The 19,918-nt window shown below is 70.4% G+C and carries 23 protein-coding genes and 1 pseudogene; 15 read left to right on the top strand and 9 right to left on the bottom strand.

Annotation, left to right across the window (positions count from 1 at the left end; genetic code table 11):
* Positions 1 to 544 precede the first annotated feature (544 nt).
* Positions 545 to 1,879: an ABC transporter substrate-binding protein gene (locus tag AC3CF1_RS14835; RefSeq protein ID WP_488450673.1), complete on the top strand. Its 1,335-nt coding sequence runs from the start codon at positions 545 to 547 to the stop codon at positions 1,877 to 1,879.
* Positions 1,880 to 2,005: 126 nt separating this feature from the next.
* Here the strand turns inward: AC3CF1_RS14835 and AC3CF1_RS14830 are convergent, their stop codons facing one another.
* The gene (locus tag AC3CF1_RS14830; RefSeq protein WP_488450672.1) at positions 2,006 to 2,389 is read right to left on the bottom strand and encodes a PIN domain-containing protein; all 384 of its coding nucleotides are present in this window, start codon (positions 2,387 to 2,389) and stop codon (positions 2,006 to 2,008) included.
* A 292-nt stretch (positions 2,390 to 2,681) separates the two neighbouring features.
* Here AC3CF1_RS14830 and AC3CF1_RS14825 point away from each other — a divergent pair, with 292 nt between their 5' ends.
* Positions 2,682 to 3,221, top strand: coding sequence for a GNAT family N-acetyltransferase (locus AC3CF1_RS14825; protein ID WP_210795681.1), 540 nt, complete (start codon positions 2,682 to 2,684; stop codon positions 3,219 to 3,221).
* Positions 3,222 to 3,232: 11 nt separating this feature from the next.
* On the opposite strand, the gene AC3CF1_RS14820 is transcribed toward AC3CF1_RS14825, so the two are convergent.
* Both AC3CF1_RS14820 and AC3CF1_RS14815 read right to left on the bottom strand, forming a co-directional pair.
* Positions 3,233 to 3,700 carry a nuclear transport factor 2 family protein gene (locus AC3CF1_RS14820; protein WP_210795679.1) on the bottom strand — a complete coding sequence of 156 codons (468 nt, stop codon included), beginning with the start codon at positions 3,698 to 3,700 and terminating at the stop codon, positions 3,233 to 3,235.
* Positions 3,701 to 3,794: 94 nt separating this feature from the next.
* Positions 3,795 to 4,568: a helix-turn-helix domain-containing protein gene (locus tag AC3CF1_RS14815; RefSeq protein WP_435794790.1), complete on the bottom strand. Its 774-nt coding sequence runs from the start codon at positions 4,566 to 4,568 to the stop codon at positions 3,795 to 3,797.
* A 153-nt stretch (positions 4,569 to 4,721) separates the two neighbouring features.
* Here AC3CF1_RS14815 and AC3CF1_RS14810 point away from each other — a divergent pair, with 153 nt between their 5' ends.
* Together AC3CF1_RS14810 and AC3CF1_RS14805 are read left to right on the top strand one after the other, a co-directional pair.
* Positions 4,722 to 4,886 (top strand): hypothetical protein, encoded by a 165-nt coding sequence (locus tag AC3CF1_RS14810; RefSeq protein WP_185755551.1) that lies wholly within the window; start codon positions 4,722 to 4,724, stop codon positions 4,884 to 4,886.
* Positions 4,876 to 6,048 (top strand): helix-turn-helix domain-containing protein, encoded by a 1,173-nt coding sequence (locus tag AC3CF1_RS14805; RefSeq protein ID WP_488450671.1) that lies wholly within the window; start codon positions 4,876 to 4,878, stop codon positions 6,046 to 6,048. Before AC3CF1_RS14810 ends, AC3CF1_RS14805 begins: the two co-directional genes overlap by 11 nt.
* A 9-nt stretch (positions 6,049 to 6,057) precedes the next feature.
* Here AC3CF1_RS14805 and AC3CF1_RS14800 read toward each other — a convergent pair.
* The 3 genes and pseudogenes from AC3CF1_RS14800 to AC3CF1_RS14790 form a co-directional block, all read right to left on the bottom strand.
* Positions 6,058 to 6,183: pseudogene (locus tag AC3CF1_RS14800) on the bottom strand (MerR family transcriptional regulator); the annotation flags it as partial.
* Between the two features lie 28 nt (positions 6,184 to 6,211).
* Positions 6,212 to 6,802 (bottom strand): dihydrofolate reductase family protein, encoded by a 591-nt coding sequence (locus AC3CF1_RS14795; RefSeq protein WP_354982453.1) that lies wholly within the window; start codon positions 6,800 to 6,802, stop codon positions 6,212 to 6,214.
* Positions 6,803 to 7,041: 239 nt separating this feature from the next.
* Complete coding sequence (locus AC3CF1_RS14790; protein ID WP_488450670.1) at positions 7,042 to 7,944, bottom strand: NADP-dependent oxidoreductase; 903 nt, start codon at positions 7,942 to 7,944, stop codon at positions 7,042 to 7,044.
* A gap of 106 nt (positions 7,945 to 8,050) precedes the next feature.
* On the opposite strand from AC3CF1_RS14790, the gene AC3CF1_RS14785 reads away from it, so the two are divergent.
* The 3 genes from AC3CF1_RS14785 to AC3CF1_RS14775 all read left to right on the top strand — a co-directional run bounded on the left by AC3CF1_RS14785 (position 8,051) and on the right by AC3CF1_RS14775 (position 9,894).
* Positions 8,051 to 8,449 carry a winged helix-turn-helix transcriptional regulator gene (locus AC3CF1_RS14785; protein WP_488450669.1) on the top strand — a complete coding sequence of 133 codons (399 nt, stop codon included), beginning with the start codon at positions 8,051 to 8,053 and terminating at the stop codon, positions 8,447 to 8,449.
* 77 nt (positions 8,450 to 8,526) lie between these two features.
* Entirely contained in the window at positions 8,527 to 9,387 is an 861-nt protein-coding gene (locus AC3CF1_RS14780) for an SDR family NAD(P)-dependent oxidoreductase (RefSeq protein ID WP_488450668.1), read from the top strand.
* A 9-nt stretch (positions 9,388 to 9,396) separates the two neighbouring features.
* Positions 9,397 to 9,894 (top strand): MerR family transcriptional regulator, encoded by a 498-nt coding sequence (locus AC3CF1_RS14775; RefSeq protein WP_488450667.1) that lies wholly within the window; start codon positions 9,397 to 9,399, stop codon positions 9,892 to 9,894.
* Between the two features lie 70 nt (positions 9,895 to 9,964).
* On the opposite strand, the gene AC3CF1_RS14770 is transcribed toward AC3CF1_RS14775, so the two are convergent.
* Positions 9,965 to 12,109 carry a S9 family peptidase gene (locus tag AC3CF1_RS14770; RefSeq protein ID WP_488450666.1) on the bottom strand — a complete coding sequence of 715 codons (2,145 nt, stop codon included), beginning with the start codon at positions 12,107 to 12,109 and terminating at the stop codon, positions 9,965 to 9,967.
* A gap of 86 nt (positions 12,110 to 12,195) precedes the next feature.
* Here AC3CF1_RS14770 and mshB point away from each other — a divergent pair, with 86 nt between their 5' ends.
* The 3 genes from mshB to AC3CF1_RS14755 all read left to right on the top strand — a co-directional run bounded on the left by mshB (position 12,196) and on the right by AC3CF1_RS14755 (position 14,121).
* Positions 12,196 to 13,122, top strand: coding sequence for an N-acetyl-1-D-myo-inositol-2-amino-2-deoxy-alpha-D-glucopyranoside deacetylase (gene mshB, locus AC3CF1_RS14765; RefSeq protein ID WP_488450665.1), 927 nt, complete (start codon positions 12,196 to 12,198; stop codon positions 13,120 to 13,122).
* A 17-nt stretch (positions 13,123 to 13,139) separates the two neighbouring features.
* A complete protein-coding gene (locus AC3CF1_RS14760; RefSeq protein ID WP_210928375.1) occupies positions 13,140 to 13,574 on the top strand; it encodes a hypothetical protein in 435 nt (144 codons plus the stop codon).
* A gap of 82 nt (positions 13,575 to 13,656) precedes the next feature.
* Complete coding sequence (locus tag AC3CF1_RS14755; RefSeq protein WP_099848448.1) at positions 13,657 to 14,121, top strand: hypothetical protein; 465 nt, start codon at positions 13,657 to 13,659, stop codon at positions 14,119 to 14,121.
* Positions 14,122 to 14,384: 263 nt separating this feature from the next.
* Here AC3CF1_RS14755 and AC3CF1_RS14750 read toward each other — a convergent pair whose 3' ends face one another.
* Positions 14,385 to 15,413 (bottom strand): GNAT family N-acetyltransferase, encoded by a 1,029-nt coding sequence (locus tag AC3CF1_RS14750; protein WP_488450664.1) that lies wholly within the window; start codon positions 15,411 to 15,413, stop codon positions 14,385 to 14,387.
* A gap of 79 nt (positions 15,414 to 15,492) precedes the next feature.
* Here AC3CF1_RS14750 and fdxA point away from each other — a divergent pair, with 79 nt between their 5' ends.
* The 5 genes from fdxA to AC3CF1_RS14725 are packed head-to-tail and all read left to right on the top strand — an operon-like array spanning position 15,493 to position 19,275.
* Positions 15,493 to 15,819: a ferredoxin gene (fdxA, locus tag AC3CF1_RS14745; protein ID WP_091422126.1), complete on the top strand. Its 327-nt coding sequence runs from the start codon at positions 15,493 to 15,495 to the stop codon at positions 15,817 to 15,819.
* Positions 15,816 to 16,922 (top strand): succinyldiaminopimelate transaminase, encoded by a 1,107-nt coding sequence (gene dapC / locus AC3CF1_RS14740; protein WP_488452083.1) that lies wholly within the window; start codon positions 15,816 to 15,818, stop codon positions 16,920 to 16,922. Before fdxA ends, dapC begins: the two co-directional genes overlap by 4 nt.
* A 16-nt stretch (positions 16,923 to 16,938) precedes the next feature.
* Positions 16,939 to 17,967, top strand: coding sequence for a prephenate dehydrogenase (locus AC3CF1_RS14735; protein ID WP_488450663.1), 1,029 nt, complete (start codon positions 16,939 to 16,941; stop codon positions 17,965 to 17,967).
* Positions 17,968 to 17,977: 10 nt separating this feature from the next.
* Positions 17,978 to 18,628, top strand: coding sequence for an SIMPL domain-containing protein (locus AC3CF1_RS14730; RefSeq protein WP_354982444.1), 651 nt, complete (start codon positions 17,978 to 17,980; stop codon positions 18,626 to 18,628).
* Positions 18,628 to 19,275: a nucleoside/nucleotide kinase family protein gene (locus AC3CF1_RS14725; protein WP_488450662.1), complete on the top strand. Its 648-nt coding sequence runs from the start codon at positions 18,628 to 18,630 to the stop codon at positions 19,273 to 19,275. Before AC3CF1_RS14730 ends, AC3CF1_RS14725 begins: the two co-directional genes overlap by 1 nt.
* 66 nt (positions 19,276 to 19,341) lie before the next feature.
* Here the strand turns inward: AC3CF1_RS14725 and AC3CF1_RS14720 are convergent, their stop codons facing one another.
* Entirely contained in the window at positions 19,342 to 19,899 is a 558-nt protein-coding gene (locus tag AC3CF1_RS14720; RefSeq protein WP_488450661.1) for a sugar O-acetyltransferase, read from the bottom strand.
* Positions 19,900 to 19,918: the final 19 nt, after the last annotated feature.

Here is a 19,918-nt window from a genome sequence, read left to right as displayed (position 1 = left end):
CCGCCACGCCCACCGATGGCGAAATTTATCGACAACTGTTACACAACTCGTAGGTTTTCTTCCTTACGATCCTCGGGACGTCGGCGGTTCTCGCCCCGACGAAACCGCACGGCACATGGGTGAAGGGGGTACTTCATGAGACCACGCGTGGTGGCTGCCGCAGGCGGCGCGATCGCTCTGGTTGTGGCATTGGGTGCGTGCTCGGAGAACACGGGCGAGGGCACCACGGTGAACACTGACCGGAAGCAGAGCGGGGTCATCGCGACCGACCCCAAGGACTCGCAGGGGCCGGCGGCCGAGGTGAGCGGCGCTGCGAAGGGCGGCGTCTTCAGCGTCATCCGGGAGTCGCCGATCTCCCACCTGGACCCGCAGCGGACGTACTCGTTCGCCGGTCTGATGGCCAACCCCCTCTGGTCCCGTTACCTGACCACCTGGAAGGACGACGGCAAGGGCGGCCTGGTCCTGGTGGGCGACCTGGCCGAGCACGCCGGGCAAGAACGTCAACAACGACTGCAAGGTCTGGGAATTCACCGTCAAGGACGGGGTGAAGTTCGAGGACGGTCGGCCGATCACCTCCAAGGAGATCGCGTACGGCATCGCCCGCTCCTTCGACCCGGACCTCTCCGGCGGCCCGACCTACATCCAGGAGTGGCTGGCCGACACCCCGCAGTTCGACACCAAGTGGGACTTCAAGAAGAACAAGACGTCGCTGCCGCCCGGCCTGAGCACGCCGGACGCGAAGACGCTGCGCTTCGAGTTCGCCAAGCCCCGCTGTGACCTGCCGTTCGCGGTTTCGCTGCCGACCACCGCGCCGCTGCCCGCCGACAAGGACACCGGCGTCGACCTGGACAAGCAGCCGTTCTCGTCCGGGCCGTACAAGGTCGCCAAGAACCAGGTCGGCGTGCAGATCACCCTGGACCGCAACCCCAACTGGGACCCGAACACCGACCCGGTCCGCCACCAGTACCCGGACCAGTTCGTCTGGAGCTTCGGCCCGACCGCGGACGCCGCCAACAACCGGGTGATCGCCGACAACGGCGCCGACCAGAGCGCGCTCGCCTTCAACACCGTGCCCGCCTCGCTGGTCGCCAAGGTCGCCGGGGACGCGTCGCTCAAGTCGCGGACGCTCCTCTCGCCGACCCCGAGCGCCAACCAGCTCGTCATCAACAACCAGCGGGTCACCGACCTGAAGGTGCGTCAGGCGCTCAACTACGCCATCGATCGCGAAGGCATGATCAAGGCGCTCGGCGGTCAGACCGTCGCCGCGCCGCTGACCACGCTGATGCCGCCGGCCACCATCGGCTACAAGGCGTACGACGCGTACCCGGCCGGCGCCAACGGCAACGTGGAAAAGGTCAAGGAGCTGCTCGGCGGCAAGACGCCGGAGCTGGTTCTCGGTGTCGCCGACAACTCGACCGAGCAGCAGCAGGGTGCCCAGCTCAAGGCCAACCTGGAGCGGGCCGGCTTCAAGATCACCGTCCGGAACATCTCGGACGACGCGAAGCTCGACGAGATCAAGAAGAAGAACAACCCCTGGGACCTGTACATCGGCAACTGGGCGGCGGACTGGCCCAGCGGGGCGTCGATCCTGCCGGTGCTCTACGACGGCCGCACCATCAAGGCCGACGGCAACAGCAACCAGTCCTACTTCAACGACCCGGCGATCAACGCCGAGATGGACCGCATCCTGGCCATGCCCCCGGCCGACCAGGGACCGGAGTGGGCCAAGCTCGACGAGCGGATCATGAAGGAGCACGCGCCGGTGGTGCCGTTCTACGTCGACGTGGCCTACAACGTGCACGGGTCCAAGGCGAGCGGGATCTTCATCTCCAGCGTCTTCGGCTACCCGTCGTTCGTGAACGCGCACGTCAAGCCGTAACTCACGGCGCAGACAGGTAAGGGTCTCCTCCCGACAGCGTCGTCGGGAGGGGGCCCTTCTGCTTCTGCCGGACGGGTCACTTGGTGCGGCCCTGCCGTTTCATCTGGCCAGCTCGGCGGGACGCTGTCAGATTGAATGGATCGTGATGAGGTCTTCGAGACCGGCGAGGTCATCGGCATTGCGGGTGTAGACGGCGGCGTCATGAGCGTGCGCGGTTGCGGCGATGAGCAGGTCCATCACCCTGGCTCGTGGCTGACGGCCGATCTCGACGACGCGGGCAGTCAGTCGCGCGTAGCTGTCGGTGATGGCTTCATCGATGGGAAGCGGATCAAATCGGCGTTGGATCGCGCTCAACCGCGCCAGACGGAGCGCTCTCGCCTCGGCGGTCTTCGCGACCAGGACACCGAACTGAAGTTCGGCGAGGCTGACGACGCTGATGGCCAATTCACCCGGAATCGGGGTCACGTCGGTAGCGATGAGGACGCTGGTGTCGAGGATCCCGCGGCTCACCGCTCAACCCACGGATCGGTGACGGCATCGTCGAGGAGGTCCCGATCGGCTGCCCATCCTGGGTCGGTGGGTTGGTCAAACACGCCGGTGAGATCGTCCCATTCGCGCCAGGTTCGAGGACTGACCGGGCCGAGTACGGCTGCGCCGCGGGGCGTGCGACCTGCGGCAGAAGGGAAAGTGTTGCGGCCGTCAGTCAGCGGCTCTCGCGGCCCGGCTCGCCGCCACCCTCAGCGACCTGCGCGAGGACGCTTACCCGGTCGTGGATCTCCAGGCCGGCTGTTAGCGTCGCGGCATGTTCGCCACCGACCGGATCCGACTGCGCCCGCCCACGCCCGACGACGCGCCGAACATGTTCCGCCTCGACGGTGATCCTGAGTTGCACCTGATCACAGACGGCGAGCCGTTCCTGCCGCGCCACGTTGGCCAGGTCCGGGCCAGGCTGGAGAAACAGGTTACCGAGCCGCCCGACGGCCAGACCGCGGTGTCGCTGTTGGCCGAAACCACGGCCGACGGCACGTTCCTCGGTGGCGGCTCGCTGTGGGGGATCAACGCGTTCAACCAGTACGCCCACCTCGGCATCTCGCTGCTACCCGAGGCGCGTGGCCAGGGGTACGGGACCGAAGTAATCCAACTGCTCTGCCGGTACGGCTTCCGCAACCGCAACCTCCGCCGTCTGGAACTGGAGACGCTGGCCAGCAACACCGCCATGCGGCGGACCGCGGAGACCTGCGGCTTCACGCACGAAGGCACCCAGCGGGAGCGCGAGTACGACGGCGACGGCTTCAAAGACATGGTGATCTACGGTCTGCTGCGGCGCGACTGGACGCCGTAGTCGGCCGTGGATCAGGGCTGGGCCGCGCCTTCGATTGTGGTGCTTTGCCGCGGACGAAGCGCGGTCAGCAGACTGTCGAGTTGACCCCAGGCCCGCGCAGTGGAGATGTGGTCGATGTAGTCGCGCGACTCGATGATGAGCCCGTCGCGGATGCGCATCACGAAGACACACGGCACCGTGAACGCCTCGCCTGTCTCGTTGACCCGCCCCTGATAGGCGAACTCGGCGACAATCACCTCCGGGTCGGCCGTTTCATGAATCGTCACGTCTACCGGCTTACGGTTCAGCGTCCGGGCGACCGGAGGGGGCGCGGTGAAGTGCTCGTGCAGCTCAGCGCGGCTGCGCAGCGGAGGCGGGTTGAGCGGGTGGAACGGATGCGTGACATGGGTCTGTTCGGCATACAGGTCAGCCAGGTCTTCGTACGGACCGGCGCAGACACCGTTCACCAGCCGGAGGAAGGTTTCGCGTGGGCTACTCATGCCGGGCTTCCTTCGAATCGGTGATGTCACGTGGGGCGTGCCGAGGACCGCGTCCGGGAATAGCCGGCACGCCATCGACGGCACCCTACCGACCTCAGCCTCGACTTGACTGCCCCGAAGCGCTTTCGTCGGGCGACGTGTTGTACCGGTCGAGCGTCGCCTTGGACGTGGAAGCATCCCGGAAGGTCAGCTCCCAGGGGCCGGTGTTGACGTCCATGTCCTTGCCGAACCCGACCCACTTCCCGGCCATCCGTCGGCCGGTGGGTTCGACAAGTAGTTGGATTGCGCCGTGGTATCGGGCTCCCCGGTAGTAGCCGGCGGGATCGGTCTGCTCCACCCACGTGCCGGTGACCACGGCACCGTCCAGGGTTAGATCCATCGACAGCGACGATGCCGCCGAGCCGGGCAGGCTGCGCACAGTCAGCCGGTCACCGTGCTGGAGTACGACCACGAAGTGCTGCCCGGCGAACGAATCTCCCCGGCCGCTGGAGTGGAATTGGTATCTGCTGAGCCAGACGCCCTCGTACGACCCCTGAACAGCGAGTGGCTTTGGCGTTGGCGTGGCCAGGCTGGACATGGGTGAGGCCAGGTCGTGCCCGCCGTGTTGGTCATCGACGACCTGGCCATTGGGTATCGCGGCGAAGCCGAGCAGCGAGACCGGCAGGCCGGTGACGACCTCCAGGGCACGGGCGTACACCGGCCGCGGTGCGGCGATCGCGCCGGATTCCCAGCGTTGGACGAGTCTCTTGTTGGCGTCGTTGGGCTCACCGACGCGGCGGCCAGCCGCCTGGAGCGCGCGGGCGAAGTCGTCCTGGCTCATGCGCATCCCGGTGCGGACCGCGCGGAGGGCGGTGTTCGGGGCATTCATGTTCGCCACAATAGCGATGTGTCGTCTTAATGTCGCCCCTAATGTGCCCGGTATGCCGGAGGCTGTGCCGTCGCGCCCGGAGACAACAAGGCGTCATTGTGGACGGCACGCGACGGCTGAGCCTGCCGGTGCGACTCAGCGGCGGAGGTGATGATGCCCAGTTCTGACGAAGAGCCGGTCAACCGTGGCGAGCAGATCGACGCCGCCGAACGGGAAGAAGCCAAGCGCCGGTTGCTCGCGCAGGCCGAGGCGGAGCGGATACCGGCGCAGGAGACGACTCGGGCGCTGCCGGATCGGCGGTGGCGCGATGGGCGGTGACCCGGTTCCGATCGGTCGCCGGGTGGCGTACCTACGGGTGCGGCGAAGGTTGTCGCAGCAGTCGTTCGCCGATCGGTTGGGTAAGTCGAAGAGCTGGGTGGACAAGGTTGAGCGTGGGATCCGTTCCCTGGAACGGGTGTCGACCATTCGGGACATCGCGGCGGTGCTGAGGGTGGACGCCTCTGCGTTGCTCGGTCGCGATGTCCAGCCCGATGGAGTGGCCGAGCATCGCGAGGGCGTGGAGCGAATTCGGGCGGCGTTGTCGGCGTACGAAGTGGCTTTTGGTCGCCCGCTGGACCGGGAGGTGGTGTCGCCCGTTCGGTTGGCTCGGGAGGTGCGGCACGCGTGGATGACCTTCCAGCACGCCCGTTACCCGCGTCTGGTCGAGCTACTGCCCACGTTGGTGACCGAGGTTCACCGCGTCCACGCACTGAATCCGGAAGCCGGGTGGGCAGCGGTGGTGGAGGCATATCGGGTGACGGCTGCGCTGCTGGTCAAGCTGGGGGAGGGGAGCCTCGCCTGGCTGGCCGCTGACCGGGCGATGTCCGCAGCCGCCGGTGACCCGGTGCTGCTGGCCTGCGCGGCGGTGCAGTTGGGTCAGGTGCTGCGCGCGTCGGCGCGGGCAGGGCCGGTGATGCTCGCCGCCGCTTCCCAGATCGCCTCTGGCACGCCGGAAGAGATGTCGCTGCGCGGATCACTGCTCGTGCAGGCCACCCTGATCGCGGCCAGGGCCGGTGACGACAGGGTGGTCGATGACCTGCTGAACGAGGCCGCCGAGCTGGCCGCTCAGGTGGGTGACGGCCACGACCATCACCGGACGGCGTTCGGTCCGACGGCCGTCGAGCTGGCGCGGGTCGCCGCCGCGGTGGAGTTGGGTGACGGGCCGCAGGCCATCGCCCGACACGAGAAGGCGATCGGGTGGGACGGGTGGCGGTGGCTGCCGATCGAGCACCGCGCCGCGCACCTGATCGACGCGGCGCGCGCCTACCTCCAGACGGACGACCCCGCCAACGCGGCCCGGGTCCTGTTGCGTGCCGAACGCCTCGCACCCGCCGAGATCCGCGACCGGCCAGCCGTCCGGGACGTGGTTGCCCAGGTCGCCCGCGACCCGGACGCCCCACCCACGATCACCCAGCTCGCCATCGGCCTCGGGGTGCTGTGAACATGGCGGGATCAGCTCCATGTACCGGCCGAACGGTTCCTCCTGCGGCGTGCGGTCCCACTCGGCGCCCTTGAGCATGTGGTCGGCCGTCTGGATCCGAAACTCGGGAGGCGGCCCATGCTCGGTTGGCCGGGCCGCGTCCGTCGCTTCAACGCTCATCCGATCATGCCGTCTGGCGGCGGACGGCATATCGATGCAGCGTGACACCCTCGTCGAACGACCTTTGCTCAAGCAGGTCCAGTTCTGTCGCCCTGTCGTGTCCGTCGAACAGTGGCCGTCCTGTACCGAGAATGACGGGGTGGGTGAAGAGTAGGAGTTCATCGAGCAGCCCCGCGTGGAGTAGATGCGTGGCGAGAGTGGCGCCGCCGACGCCAATGTCGCCGTCCGTCTCGTCGCGGAATCGCGCGAGCTGCTCGATCGCATCGCCATCCCGGCCGACGATCCGGGTGTTGTGCGTGGCGTCGGCCCGCGTGCGGGACACGAGGAGCTTCGCTTTCGACGTCCAGATCTCGCCGTACTCGCGGAGGTAGTCGGGCAGTGTCTCGTCGTGGCGTGCGGCTGGCCAGAACCCTTCCATGGTCTCGTAAATCCTCCGGCCCTGGATCATCGCCGTCAGAGCCTGGGCCCGCGCGTTGAATTCTCGATGCAGCGGTCCGCCGATGCGAAGCCAACTTCCGCTGCCCTCCTCGCCGTCGTCCTGCTCGATCTTCAGGTCGACGGAGACGTTCATCCAGTACACGAAACGGCCCGGCATTTTCGCTCCTAGTGATCGATCTGCAACTACTTTGGGTTGAACCGCAGTCACGCATTATGTCGGCGGCGAGTGACAGTTCTCGTGTCGATGGACTGAACGGCGGCGACGGAGGCCCCCTTCGCACGCAAAACGCAGCTCAGGTTCCGCCTGACCGTCCAAGGGGGCATCCCCATGGACACCCGCATCGTCGCGTGGCGGGGGCGCTCCATGGAGCGCGACGACCCTGCCTTCGCTGCGGATCAGGGGACGAGCACCACGCCGCCGCGTACGCCACCTCGGGCCAGCCGCTCGTGGGCCGTCGCCGCGTCGACGAAGGGGTACACGCCAGCGATCCGGAGCGGGATGTCGCCGCTGTTGACGAGTTTGACCAGCTCGCCCAGCCGGGATCCGTCCGGTAGCACCTCCAGCGCGAAGGTCCGGATTTCCCGCACCGGCTCCGGGCGAAGTGGGGGTGACGCGGCCACGTAGCCGCCGCCGTCCCGGACGAGGTCCAGCAGCGAGGAGCCGATCACCGCCAGGTCGATGACCGCGTCGAACGTCCCTGTCGGATCGTCGTCGCGCGACAGGAACGCCGCGCCCAGCGACTCGACGAACTCACGGTCGTCGGGTCCGGCGAGTCCCGTGGTGTGCAGACCGGTCGTCCGGGCCAGCGCCAGGACGAACCCGCCGACCTGCCCGGCGGCACCGGTGACGAGCACTGTCGAATCCGCAGGGAGCGCGAGCAGGTCGAGGGCCTGGGCGGCGGCGAGACCATTGGTCGGCAGGGTCGCCGATTCGGTGGCGGGGACGCTGGTGGGCGCGGAGGTCAGCCAGGCGGCGTCGAGGACTACGTACTCCGCGTGGGCGCCGACATTGGTTTGCAGCCACGGCGAGAAGCCGATGACCTCGTCGCCGATCCTGAACTCCTCGACCGACGGGCCGACCGCGTCGACGCTGCCGGCAACGTCCCAGCCGGGCGTGTACGGCAGACCCGTCGGCAACGGGGCCGGGAACCGACCGGAGCGGACCATCAGATCGACCGGATGGACGACCGACGCCGCGACCCGCACCCGGACCTGCCCCGGCCCGGGCTCGGGCACCGGCACCTCGGCCACGTGCAGGACCTCCGGCCCTCCGAACTCTGCATAGCTGACTGCGCGCATCGCCGACTCCTTCGTGGGACCTCTTTGATCACCACGACCGTACGAATCATCGGCACTGTCAGTAAGTAGGTACCGTGAAGTGCCTAGGGCACCCAAAGGAGGCGGCATGGCGACGACGAGTGCGGAGCAACGTCGTGAGCAGGCCAAACGCGACTACGACGCGTTCCTGGAACAGTGCCCCACCCGTGAGCTGCTGAGCAGGCTCACCGACAAGTGGGTCGCGTTGGTGATCCCAGGGCTCGTCGACGGTCCGCAGCGGCACGGCGAGCTTGCCCGCCGCATCGCCGGCGTCAGCCAGAAGATGCTCACCCAGACCCTGCGCACCCTGGAACGCGACGGCCTCGTCACCCGCACGGTCACCGCCTCGGTTCCGGTCCGCGTCGACTACGCGCTCACCCCGCTCGGCCATGAGCTGTTCCCGGTCATGATCGCGATCAAGAACTGGGCGGAGACGCACATGGACCGCGTCTTCGAAGCCCGCACCCAGTACGACGCACGCCCCTGAGTGCATCGACCAGAGGATTGCGTCGCAGCCGGTTCGCGGTTGCGTTCGCGCGCGCTCGAAGCCATAGCTTTGCCGCCATGACGACACAGACCTGGATCATCACCGGTGCGTCCCGGGGTTTCGGGCGAGCACTGGCGCAGTCGGCGCTCGCCGCGGGCGATCAGGTGGTGGCGGCGGTACGCCGGCCGGACAGCGTGGCCGAGCTGACGGCCAGATACCCCGACAACGTTCTGGTCGCGAACTTCGACGCCCGGGACACCGCTGCGGCGGCGTCGCTCGTGCGGGCCACCCTCGACCGCTTCGGTCAGCTCGACGTTCTCGTCAACAACGCGGGCCGGGCCGTGGTCGGAGCGGTCGAGGAGGTCAGCGACGCGCAGCTGCGCGAGTTGATGGATCTGCACCTGTTCGGCCCGGCCGCGCTCGTGCGGGCGGCGTTGCCCGCGATGCGTAGCCGGGGCAACGGGATGATCGTGCAGATGAGCAGCCAGGGCGGGAGGATGGCGTTTCCCGGCGTATCGGCCTACTCCGCGTCGAAGTTCGCCCTCGAAGGCTGGTCCGAGGCGCTGGCCGGGGAGGTCGCACCGTTCGGGATCCGCGTGATGATCGTTGAACCGAGCCGGTTCCGGACCGACTTCAACGCCGCCGACGTACTCGAATTCACTGAGGCGTCCGAAACCTACAGTGATCTGCTCGCCGCCGTCCGCGCGGACATGGCCGGGACCGACGGCCGCCAGGAAGGTGACCCGACGCGGGCGGCCGAGATCATCGTGTCCCTCGCACACAGCAACGAGGTGCCGCTGCGTCTGCCGCTCGGGCGCGAAGCGGTCGAGCGCATCTCGGGCGCGTACCGGCGTGGTCTGGACGAGGTCGAGCGGTGGGCCGAGACTGCCCGCAGCGCCGACTTCGACGGCGTCCCGGCGTCGGTCCGGCCGATCTAGGGTGATGTCGTGGCCACCGACGATCTGATGACCAGGGTCTTGGAAATGGTCGAGGATGACGGCCCGCTGTCGGTCGAGGTGATCCACCGCCTCACCGACCTGGCCGACGTCCACGAGTCGATGACGATCGCCGAGGTCGCCGACCTCCTCGACCTCACGCCTCACACGCTGCGCTACTACGAGCGGGCCGGGCTGGTCGAGGTGGCCCGTGACGGCCACGGTCATCGCGTCTACGACGCCGCAGCGGTGCGGCGCCTGGTGTTCCTCACCAGGATGCGGCTGTCCGGGATGCCGATGCGCGACCTACAGCACTACATTGCGCTCGTGGACGCCGGGCAGGACACGGTGCCCGAGCGGCTTGACATGCTGCTTGAACATCGCGACATCATCCGTCGCCGGATTCGTGAGCTGACCCTCTCCCTCGCGGCGACCGAATACAAGATCGCCACGTATGGCGGCTCGACCGGACCGGACGTTGCGGCCCTCGACACCGCCGCCGAACTGTAGGGCCCCCGCACGATCTTCGGAGTGGGCAACAGAACCCCTGGAGCCCCTTCGACAGAGGGCTCGGCGCTGCCTACAGCAGGTGGGTGCGGAGGAAGTCCAGCTCCAGGGGCAGCAGGCGCTCGGCGGTGCCGTTCGCGGCCATGTGCGTGGCACCGGTCAACGGCAGCACGGCGTGCGGGCGGCCGGCGCTCAGCAGGGCCGCGGAGAGCCGCAGCGTGTGCGCCGCCACCACGTTGTCATCGGCCAGACCGTGCACCAGCAGCAACGGGCGGGCCTGGTCCGGGCCGGTGACCGGTTCGGCGGCCATCTCGACCAGCGAATGGTGCGCGTAGACGTCCGTGCCGTCCTCCGGCAACCCCAGATAACGCTCGGTGTACGCGGTGTCGTACAGCGCCCAGTCGGTCACCGGGGCGCCCGCGATGCCGCACTTGAACAGCTCCGGGTGGCGCAGCACCGCCAACCCGGCCAGCCACCCGCCGAACGACCAGCCCCGCACTCCCACCCGATCCAGGTCCAGGTCGGGGTGCTTGCCGGCGAGTGCGGTCAGCGCGTCGATCTGGTCGGTCAGGATCACGTCGGCCACCCGACGGTGGATCGCCTTCTCGAACGACGGGGCCACTCCCGGCGTACCCCGGTTGTCGATGGTGACCACCGCGAACCCGGCGTCGGCCCACCACTGCCGCTCCAACCACGCGGCCCGCGCCGCCACGACCTCCTGGTGCCCCGGGCCGCCGTAGATGTCCAGCAGCACCGGCAGCCGCCGGCCCGTCACGTGGTTGTCCGGGTAGAGGACCGCCGCCGGCAGCCGCCGGTCGGTCACCCGTTCCAGCAACGGCAGCGGAGAGTACGGGGGAGTCGCGGCGAACGACCGCAGCTCGGCGATCTCCTGACCGCCGCGACGCACCGTCCAGCGCACCCCGGCATGGTCCAGCGACGCGACACCGATCGCCAGCACGTCCCCGCCGACGGCGGCCGTGTACCAGCCCGAGTCGGTGGTGAGCCGACGCGCGTCCACCCCACCGCCGATGGTGGTGCGGACCCGGAACAGGTGCCGCTCGCTCGGCTCGCCGTCGCTCGCCTCCACCAGCAGGTCCGCCGGGCCGCTGACCGCAGCCAGCCGACCCACCACCCGCCGTACGTACAGCGACGGCGGGGTGAGCAGGGTGCCGTCGGCGAACAGGCACCGTGCGTCGTACCCGTCGTGTGCCAACTCCCCGCCGACCAGCACCCGGCCGTCCGGGAGGTGCGCCGGGGTGCCGGCGATCGGCTCCACCCAGCGCGGGTCGGCCAGCTCCGCGTGCACCTGCGTCTCGCCGGTGCGCGGGTCCACCGCCAGCACCAGCCCGTGCTGCTGCGAGCGGCGCAGCACCGTGATCAACGGGCTGCCCTCGACCCAGCTGACGGCGGTCAGGTACGGGTAGGTCTCCCGGTCCCAGTGCACGTCGACCCAGCCGTCGTCCAGGTCCAGCAGGTGCAGGCTGACCTCGGCGTTCGGCCCGCCAGCCCGGGGGTACGCGACGGCGGTGGGCGGACTGGCCGGCTGGGCCGGGTCGTGCAGGTGCCAGCGTTCCAGGCGGGACTCGTCGACCCGGGCGGCGAGCACCATGCGCCCGTCCGGCGCCCACCAGTAGCCCCGGTACCGGCCGAACTCCTCCGCCGCGATGTGCTCGGCCAGGCCCCAGCTCACCCCGGCGTCCTCACCGGCCAGCAGGGTGTCGGTGCCGTCGGCCTCGATCACCCGCAGCTCACCCCGGCGGACACCCTCGGCCGCGTCGGTCACGTATGCCAGCCGTTGCCCGGTCGGGTCCGGACGAGGGTCGAGCACCGGGCCGACGGTGGCCACCTCCACCACGTCGCCGTGCACCAGATCGGCCCGGAACAACCGCCCCGCCAGCGCGAAGACCGCGACCCGGCCCGGGGCGTCCAACGCGTACGAGCCGATGCCCGCGGCGCTCAGCCGCAGCCGCTCCCGCAGCGCGCGCTCACCGGGGGAGAGCGACCGGACGTCCCCGCCCTCGCCGAGCAGCGTTGCCGGGTCGGCGACCAGGCGCTCCTCGGCGGTGGCCACGTCCAGCAGCCAGAGCGCGTCCGCCGGGTCCTCCGGCCCCGCGGAGCGCAGAAAGATCACTCGGGAGCCGTCGTCAGCCACGGAGACAGCGCGTGGCGCGCCGTGGCTGAACCGGCGTGTGCGGGCGGCCAGCTCCGGAAAGTCCACAGACCAAATCGTAGAGCCGGACCGGAGGTGATGTGGCCGACCTGGGCGGACGCGTCCGCGTCGGCCGGAGCAGAACGCCGGTTAGAGTGACCGTCGTGACGATGCTGCCCGACCGCCGCCTGCTGCTGGTCCACGCGCACCCCGACGACGAGTCGATCGGCACCGGCTCGACGATGGCCCACTACGTCGCGAACGGCGCGCACGTCACGCTGGTGACCTGCACCCTCGGCGAGGAGGGCGAGATCCACGTGCCCGCGCTGGCCCAGCTCGCCGCCGCCGAGGCCGACCAGCTCGGCGGCTACCGGATCGCCGAGCTGGCCGCCGCGTGCGCCGCGCTCGGCGTCAGCGACCACCGCTTCCTCGGCGGCGCCGGCCGCTACCGCGATTCCGGGATGATGGGGCTCGCGACCAACGACCACCCCCGGGCCTTCTGGCAGGCCGACCTCGACGAGGCCGCCGGGCATCTCGTGGAGATCATGCGAGAGGTACGCCCGCAGGTGCTGGTCACGTACGACCCGAACGGCTTCTACGGCCACCCCGACCACATCCAGGCGCACCGGGTGGCGATGCGTGCCGTCGAGCTGGCCGCCGCCGAGGGCTGCGCCCCGCTCAAGGTCTACTGGACGGCCATGCCGCTCAGCGTGCTGGAGGCCGGCATGGCCCACTTCGCCGAGTCCGCCGACAACCCGTTCGGCGGCATCGAGGACATCGCCGACCTGCCCTTCGGCACCCCGGACGCCCAGATCGCCGCCCGCGTCGACGGCACCGACCAGCACCTCGCCAAGGAAACCGCGATGCGGGCGCACGCCACCCAGATCCCGGCCAACTCGTGGCTCTACTCGATCGCCGGCAACTTCGGCGGCGAGTTCATGGGCGTGGAGTTCTTCACCCTCGCCGTCGGCGAGAAGGGCCCGGGCGCCGGGCCGTACGGCTGGGAGGACGACCTCTTCGCCGGGCTGCCCGAGGAGACCGCCCCGGACCGGTCCCCGGTCGCGGCGGCTGGTCTCCGGTGACAGTGCCCGCCGCGTCGATGACGGTCGTGGACGACCAGGACACCCCGCCTCCGGCGGGGCCGCCGCCGCGACTGCTGGACCTGGGCCTGCGGCTGGTCGGCGCGATCGTCGTGGTGATCGCCGGAGTGGTGACCGGGGTGCTGGAGCTGCTGCTCGCCACGGTCCGCGTCGGTGGGCAGCTGATCGGCGTGTCGGCCGTTCTCGCGGTCGGCGCCAACATCGCGCTGAGCTGGTTCGCGTACGAGGCGGTCGGCCGCAGGTGGGCTGTCGCACTGCCGGCGGTGCCGTGGTTCGCGCTGATGGCAGTGGGCGCCATCCGGACCACCGAAGGCGACCTCCTGCTGTCCGGCGACAACTGGGTCGGCCTGGCGATGATCGTCGCCGGCGCCATGACCTTCGCGGTGATGGGCTTCCGGCAGATCCTCGCCCCACCACACACGCTCGGCGGCTGATGACGCCACCCAGGTAGGGGTGGTAAATATTCCTGCCAGAGATGCGGGCCCCGCGACGGGGCGTACGGCAGGAGGTCCTGCGATGGACAGACGGTGGCGTGACGTCGGGGTGCTCGTTGCAGCACTGTTCGCGGTCAACGTGGTCGCCCGACTGATCATCCGGTTCGGTTTCGAGGGTGACGACACCGCAGCCGACCGGGTGTCACTGGCGATGTTCGCGGTGATCGGGCTGATCCTGGCCGTGGTCGCCTTCCGCTGGGCTCGTCGTCGGCCACTGGCGGGCTGGGGAGCCGACATGGCCCTCGTCGTACTGGTCGCGATGCTGTTGACCGTGCTGGTCGGGCCCCTGCTGGTCGGTCACAACCCGTTCGCGGGCGGTGCGGCGACGTTCTTCGCCCAGATCTGGCTCTACCTGCTCGCCGCCGGTGCCGGGGTGCTGGTCGGTTACCTGCTGCTCACCGCACTCGGACGTGACTACCGCTCGCAACAGCTCAAGCGGTACGCCGAGGTCAAGGCCGCGAAACCCCGCCGCGTCGTACGCCGCTGACCCTGCCGCCACGCGCCGCCAGGCAGCCGGTCGACCAGTCAGGCGTACGGCCAGGCGGGTGTCCGCCTGCCGGGCCGCTCCGGTGTGCGCGCCGTGATCGACTCGCGTTTCCATGAAATCGCGGTGTCCGGGCCGTGATCGACTCACATTCCAGGAATCTGCGGTGTCCGGGCGTGCGGATGCCGCGATTTCCTGAAAGCCGAGTGGATCAGCGAACGCCGAGTGGATCGGGGCGTCTGTCGAGCCGCCAGGGGTGGTTGGGGTCAGTGCGGGGCGACCCGGGTCAGGTAGGTGTGGTGAGTGACGAAGCCGAGCCGCTGGTAGAGCGCGACCGCCGCGGTGTTGTGCTGCTCGACCTGTAGGAACGCGCGCGTCGCACCGGCGGACACGCCCCAGGCGGCCAGCTCGTGGATCACCTGGCGGGCCAGCCCCTGCCGGCGAGCCTCCGGTGACACCTCGATCAGGCTGAGGCCCAACCAGCGCCCCTGGCCGGTCACCGTGCCCCGACCGACCGCCACCAGCGTGCCGTCGACGTACCCGTGGGCGAAGCGGACCTGGTCCACGGCGGTGAGCACGTGCCGGGCGGCGTCCGGCAGGCCGCCCTTGCGGCCGGCGGCGACGGCCAGCCACCCCTCGCTCGGCGCGGTGGCCAGCTCAACGACCACACTTTCCCACCGGCCGGCCTGCCCACCAGCCGCGCCGGCCTGCCCATCGGCCAGCTCGACGCGCCCGGCAGCGGGTGGGGCGTCGACGGACGACGGCGCAGGCAGGGGGAGTGGCGCGGTCTGCACCAGTGTCGGCGGGCGGGCGGTCCAGCCACGGGCGTCCAGCTCGGTGCCCACCGGTGCGGCGAGCGGGAGCGGCGTGTTGATCATCGCGGGTTGGCCCTGCTCGGCGTACCAGCGCTCGACCTCGTCCACGGCGGCGGCCAACGGGCGGTCCGGGTCGCCGATCGGCAGCGCGGAGTTGGCTCGTCCGGTCCAGCCGTCCGCCGAGCGGAGCAGCCAGTCACCGATGCGGCCCCGCGTTGGTGCCGGCCAGGCCTCGTCGGCGGCGCGTTCCAGCGCCACCACTGCTGCCGCGGTCGGCCGACGGGTCGGTGGCACCCGCTTGGCGCGGTGGACCTGTGTCACCGGAACCCGCAGCGGGCCGTGCGCCGTGGCCAGCGTGAGATGAGTCTCGCTCAGCTCCACCAGCTCGCCGAGAGCATCGGAGAATAGCGGCCGACCTTCGCGAATCCCCACAATACGGCGAACCACGATCCGGTGTCCCACATCCTGCTGTCGGAGCACGATCGACCCCCTCCCCGGCGAGATACTAGGCTCTTACCGTCGCGGGAGATCGCGACGTGTCTTGCGGAGGAGAAGACCGGTGACCTACATCATCGCCGAGCCGTGCGTGGATGTGCTCGACAAGGCATGCATCGAGGAGTGCCCGGTCGACTGCATTTACGAGGGCAATCGGATGCTCTACATCCACCCCGACGAGTGCGTCGACTGTGGTGCCTGTGAGCCCGTCTGCCCCGTGGAGGCGATCTTCTACGAGGACGACGTCCCGGAGCAGTGGAAGGACTACACCGGCGCCAACTACGAGTTCTTCGAGGAGCTGGGCTCGCCCGGTGGTGCCTCGAAGATCGGCAAGGTGGAGAAGGACGCCACCTTCGTCGCCGCGCAGCCGCCGCGCGGCGAGGGCCACTGAACCGGCCCGCGCCGGTCTCGTCGCGGCTGCCCGAGTTCACCTGGGACACCCTGGACGCCGCGGCCACCCTGGCCGCGGCGCATCCGGAGGGCCTGATCAACCTCTCCATGGGCACGCCGGTCGACCCGGTGCCCGAGGTGATCCGCCGGGCGTTGGCTGACGCGTCCGACGCTCCCGGTTACCCGCTGACCGCCGGCACGCCGGCGCTGCGGGCCGCGATCGCGGCGTGGGTGTCCCGGGCCTGTGGCGCCAGCGTCGACCGTCTCGGTGTGCTGCCGACCATCGGCTCGAAGGAGCTGGTCGCCTGGCTGCCCACTCTGCTCGGCATCGGCCCGGGTGACGTGGTGGTGGTGCCGTCGATCGCGTACCCCACCTACGAGGACGGGGCCCGGCTGGCCGGTGCCACCGTCGTTCGTACCGACTCGCTCACCTCGGTCGGGCCGACCTCGCGGGTCCGGTTGGTCTGGGTCAACTCGCCCGGCAACCCAACCGGCCGGGTGCTGCCCGCGGCGCACCTCAAGAAGGTGGTCGACTGGGCGCGGGAACGCGGCGCGGTGGTCGCCAGCGACGAGTGCTACCTGCCGCTGGGCTGGTCGGCCGAGCCGGTCTCGGTGCTGTCTCCGCAGGTCAGCGGCGGCAGTTACGCCGGGGTGCTCGCTGTGCACTCGCTGTCCAAGCGATCCAACCTGGCCGGCTACCGGGCCGGTTTCGTCGCCGGTGACCAGGCGCTCGTCGCCGAGCTGCTGAAGGTCCGCAAGCACGCCGGCATGATCGTGCCCGCACCCGTGCAGGCGGCGATGGTGGCGGCACTGGAGGACGAGCGCCACGCCGAGGAGCAGCGGGAGCGCTACCGCGCCCGGCGAGAGGTGCTCGCGGCCGCGTTCACCGGTGCCGGGTTCACCGTCGAACACTCCGAGGCGGGTCTCTACCTCTGGCTCACCCGAGGTGAGGATTGCTGGGACACGGTCGACTGGCTGGCTCGGCGGGGCATCCTGGTCGCCGCCGGCATCTTCTACGGCCCCACCGCCGGGCAGCACGTCCGCGTTGCGCTGACCGAGTCCGACGAGCATGTCGCGGCGGTCGCCGGCCGGCTGCGGGCCTGACCCCGGGCGGCCGGCGATGACCGACGGCACGACCGGGCGGTACGCCGGGGTGCGGGCGGCGGTGATCGGTACTGGCCTGATCGGCGGCTCGGCGCTGTTGCGCCTGGCCGAGGCCGGCCTGGACGTCGTCGGATGGGATCCCGACCCGGCGACCCGGGAGCGGGCCCAGGACCGGGGAGTGGTCGCCTCGGCCACGATCGAGCAGGCCGTGGCCGGGCGGGACGTGGTGTTCCTCTGCGGCCCGCTGCCCACTCTTGCGGGCACCCTGGCCCTGGTGGCCGAGCTGACCGCGCCCGGCTGTGTGCTCACCGACGTCGGCAGCACCAAGGTCGAGGTGGCCGAGGCGGCCGACCGACTCGGGCTCACCGACCGGTTCGTCCCCGGGCACCCCATGGCCGGTGCGGAGTCCGCCGGTCTGACCGCCGCCTCGCCGACCCTGCTGGCGGGTGCCGCCTGGGTGCTCTGCCCGGCGCCGGGTGCCGCGACCGACGCCTTCCGCTGGCTGACCGGGCTGCTGGTGGAGCTGTTCGAAGCCCGGGTCGTGCCGATGTCCGCGTCGGCACACGACTCGGCGGCTGCGCTCGCCTCGCACGTGCCGCACCTGCTGGCCGGCGCGCTGGCCGGGGCGACGCAGCGGGCGACGCTGCGCGACGCGGTGCTGACGCTGGCGGCGGGCAGTTTCTCCGACGGCACGCGGGTCGCCGGCACACCGGCGGAGCGGACCGCGAACATGCTGCTCGGCAACCGCGACCGGGTCCTGCACGAGTTGGACGAGGTCCGCGCCTTCCTGGACGGGCTGGCCGCCGCCCTGCGGGCCGACGACGCGCCAGCGCTCATCGCCCGGTACGCGGAGGCGAGAGCGGCCCGGTCGGCGCTGTCGGGTCGGCGGTTGGCCGGTCAGACCCGGGAGTTCGCGGTCGACGGCGACCACGACGTCGAGGTGACCTGGCTGCGCGGGGTGGGCGACGTCGGCGGGCACCTGACCGGGTGTCAGGTCGACTCCGGGACGGTTTCCTACACCGCGTGGCTCCCCGTGGCTGACTAGGCTGACAGGCATGGCGATGGACGGCCCGGTGGTGCAGGTGCGCGGCGAGGTGACCCGGGAGGTGCCGCCCGAGCTGGCCCGGTTCGCGGTCACGGTGACGGCCCGTGGTCGGGATCGGGAGGCGACGTTGACGCAGCTCGCCGAGCGGGCCGCCGCCGTCCGGGTGCTGTTGGACGGTTCCGAGCCGGCGGTGGCCCGACGGGAGACCGGCGACCTGTGGGTCCGGCCGCAGACCAAGCGCTCGGGCGAGCGTGTGGTGGGATGGCTCGGCAGCGTCACCACGACGGTCACGGTTACCGACTTCACCGCCCTCGGTGAGCTGATGCTCCGGCTGGCCGACCAGGACCAGGTCTCGGTGAGCGGTCCGTGGTGGGAGCTTCGTCCGGACAGCCTCGTGCACCGCGAGGCGCGACACGCCGCGATCCGCGACGCTCTGCTGCGGGCCCGGGAGTACGCGGAGGCGCTCGGCGCCCGGGTCACCGCTCTGATCGAGCTGGCCGACACCGGCCCGGCGGACCGGCCGATGTTCGCCCGGGCGGCGTTCGCCGGGGGTGGCGGCGCGGGTGGTGGCCCGCCGGAGCTTGAGCTGGACCCGCAGCCGCAGACCGTGCAGGCGGCGGTGCAGGCGCGGTTCACCATCAGCGATCCGGTTCTCGACTGATGTCGCCGGCCGAGGTGCTGTCCGTCGACGAGCTGGTGGGACGGGCGTTGGTGCTGGCCGAGGCCGGCCCACGGCAGCTGCTCGGCATCGCCGGGGCACCGGGTGCCGGGAAGTCCACGCTGGCCGAGTTGATCGTGCGCGAGGTCGGGCCGACCGCCTGCCTGGTGCCGATGGACGGCTTCCACCTGGCCCAGTCGCAGTTGGTCCGGCTGGGCCGCGCCGACCGTAAGGGCGCGGCGGACACCTTCGACGCCAACGGGTACGTCTCGATGCTGCGCCGGTTACACCGCCTGGAGCCGACCTCGGTCTATGCGCCGGAGTTCCGGCGTGAGCTGGAGGAGCCGGTGGCCGGGGCGATCGAGGTGCCGCCGTCGGTGCGGCTGGTGGTGACCGAGGGCAACTACCTGCTGCTGCCGGACTACCCGTGGCAGGAGATCCGGCCGCTGCTGCACGAGGCGTGGTTCCTGGACCTGGACGCCGAGCTGCGCCAGCGCCGGTTGACGGCCCGGCACGAGGCGTACGGTCGATCACCGGAGCAGGCGCGGGCCTGGGCGTTGGGCAGCGACGAGTCGAACGCGGCTCTCATCACCCCCACCGCCGACCGTGCCGATCTCGTGGTCCGCCTGTCGGAGCCCCTGGCGGCCTGACCGGTCGGCGCGGCCTGGGCGTCCGGGCCGGACTCGGCTTGACCGGCCCGTCGAGGGCGGCTGCAGTCAGTCCAGTTCGCGGACCGGCCGGGCCGGGTTGCCGACCGCGACCACGTTGGCCGGTAGGTCCCGGGTGACCACCGCGCCCGCGCCGACGACGGTGTTCGCGCCGATCCTCACGCCGGCCAGCACGATCGCGCCACCGCCGAGCCAGACGTTGTCGCCGATGGTGATCGGCTTGGCCGCCTCCCACTTGTCCCGTCGCGGACCGGGCTCGACCGGATGCGTCGGGGTGAGCAGTTGGACGTTCGGTCCGATCTGGACGTCCGCGCCGATGGTGATCGGTGCGACGTCGAGGAAGACGCACTGGTAGTTGACGAAGCTGCGGGGCCCGATCCGGATCTGCCAGCCGTAGTCGCAGTAGAACGGCGGGCGGATCCAGGTGTCCTCGCCCAGTTCGCCGAGGAGTTCACCCAGTGCCGCGATCCGGGTCTGTGGGTCGGCTGCGGGACTGGTGTTGAAGCGTTCCATGAGTCGGGCGGCGCGGTCCAGGTCGGCGATGATCTCGGGATCGTCGGCGATGTATGGCTCGCCGGCGAGCATCTTGTCCTTCATGGAGGTCACCGCCCGATCATGCCGGCCC

Source organism: Micromonospora sp. MGP-C2, from assembly GCF_057766525.1.
Note: the sequence above shows the minus strand (reverse complement) of the source record. Positions and strands in the feature narration are given on the sequence as shown.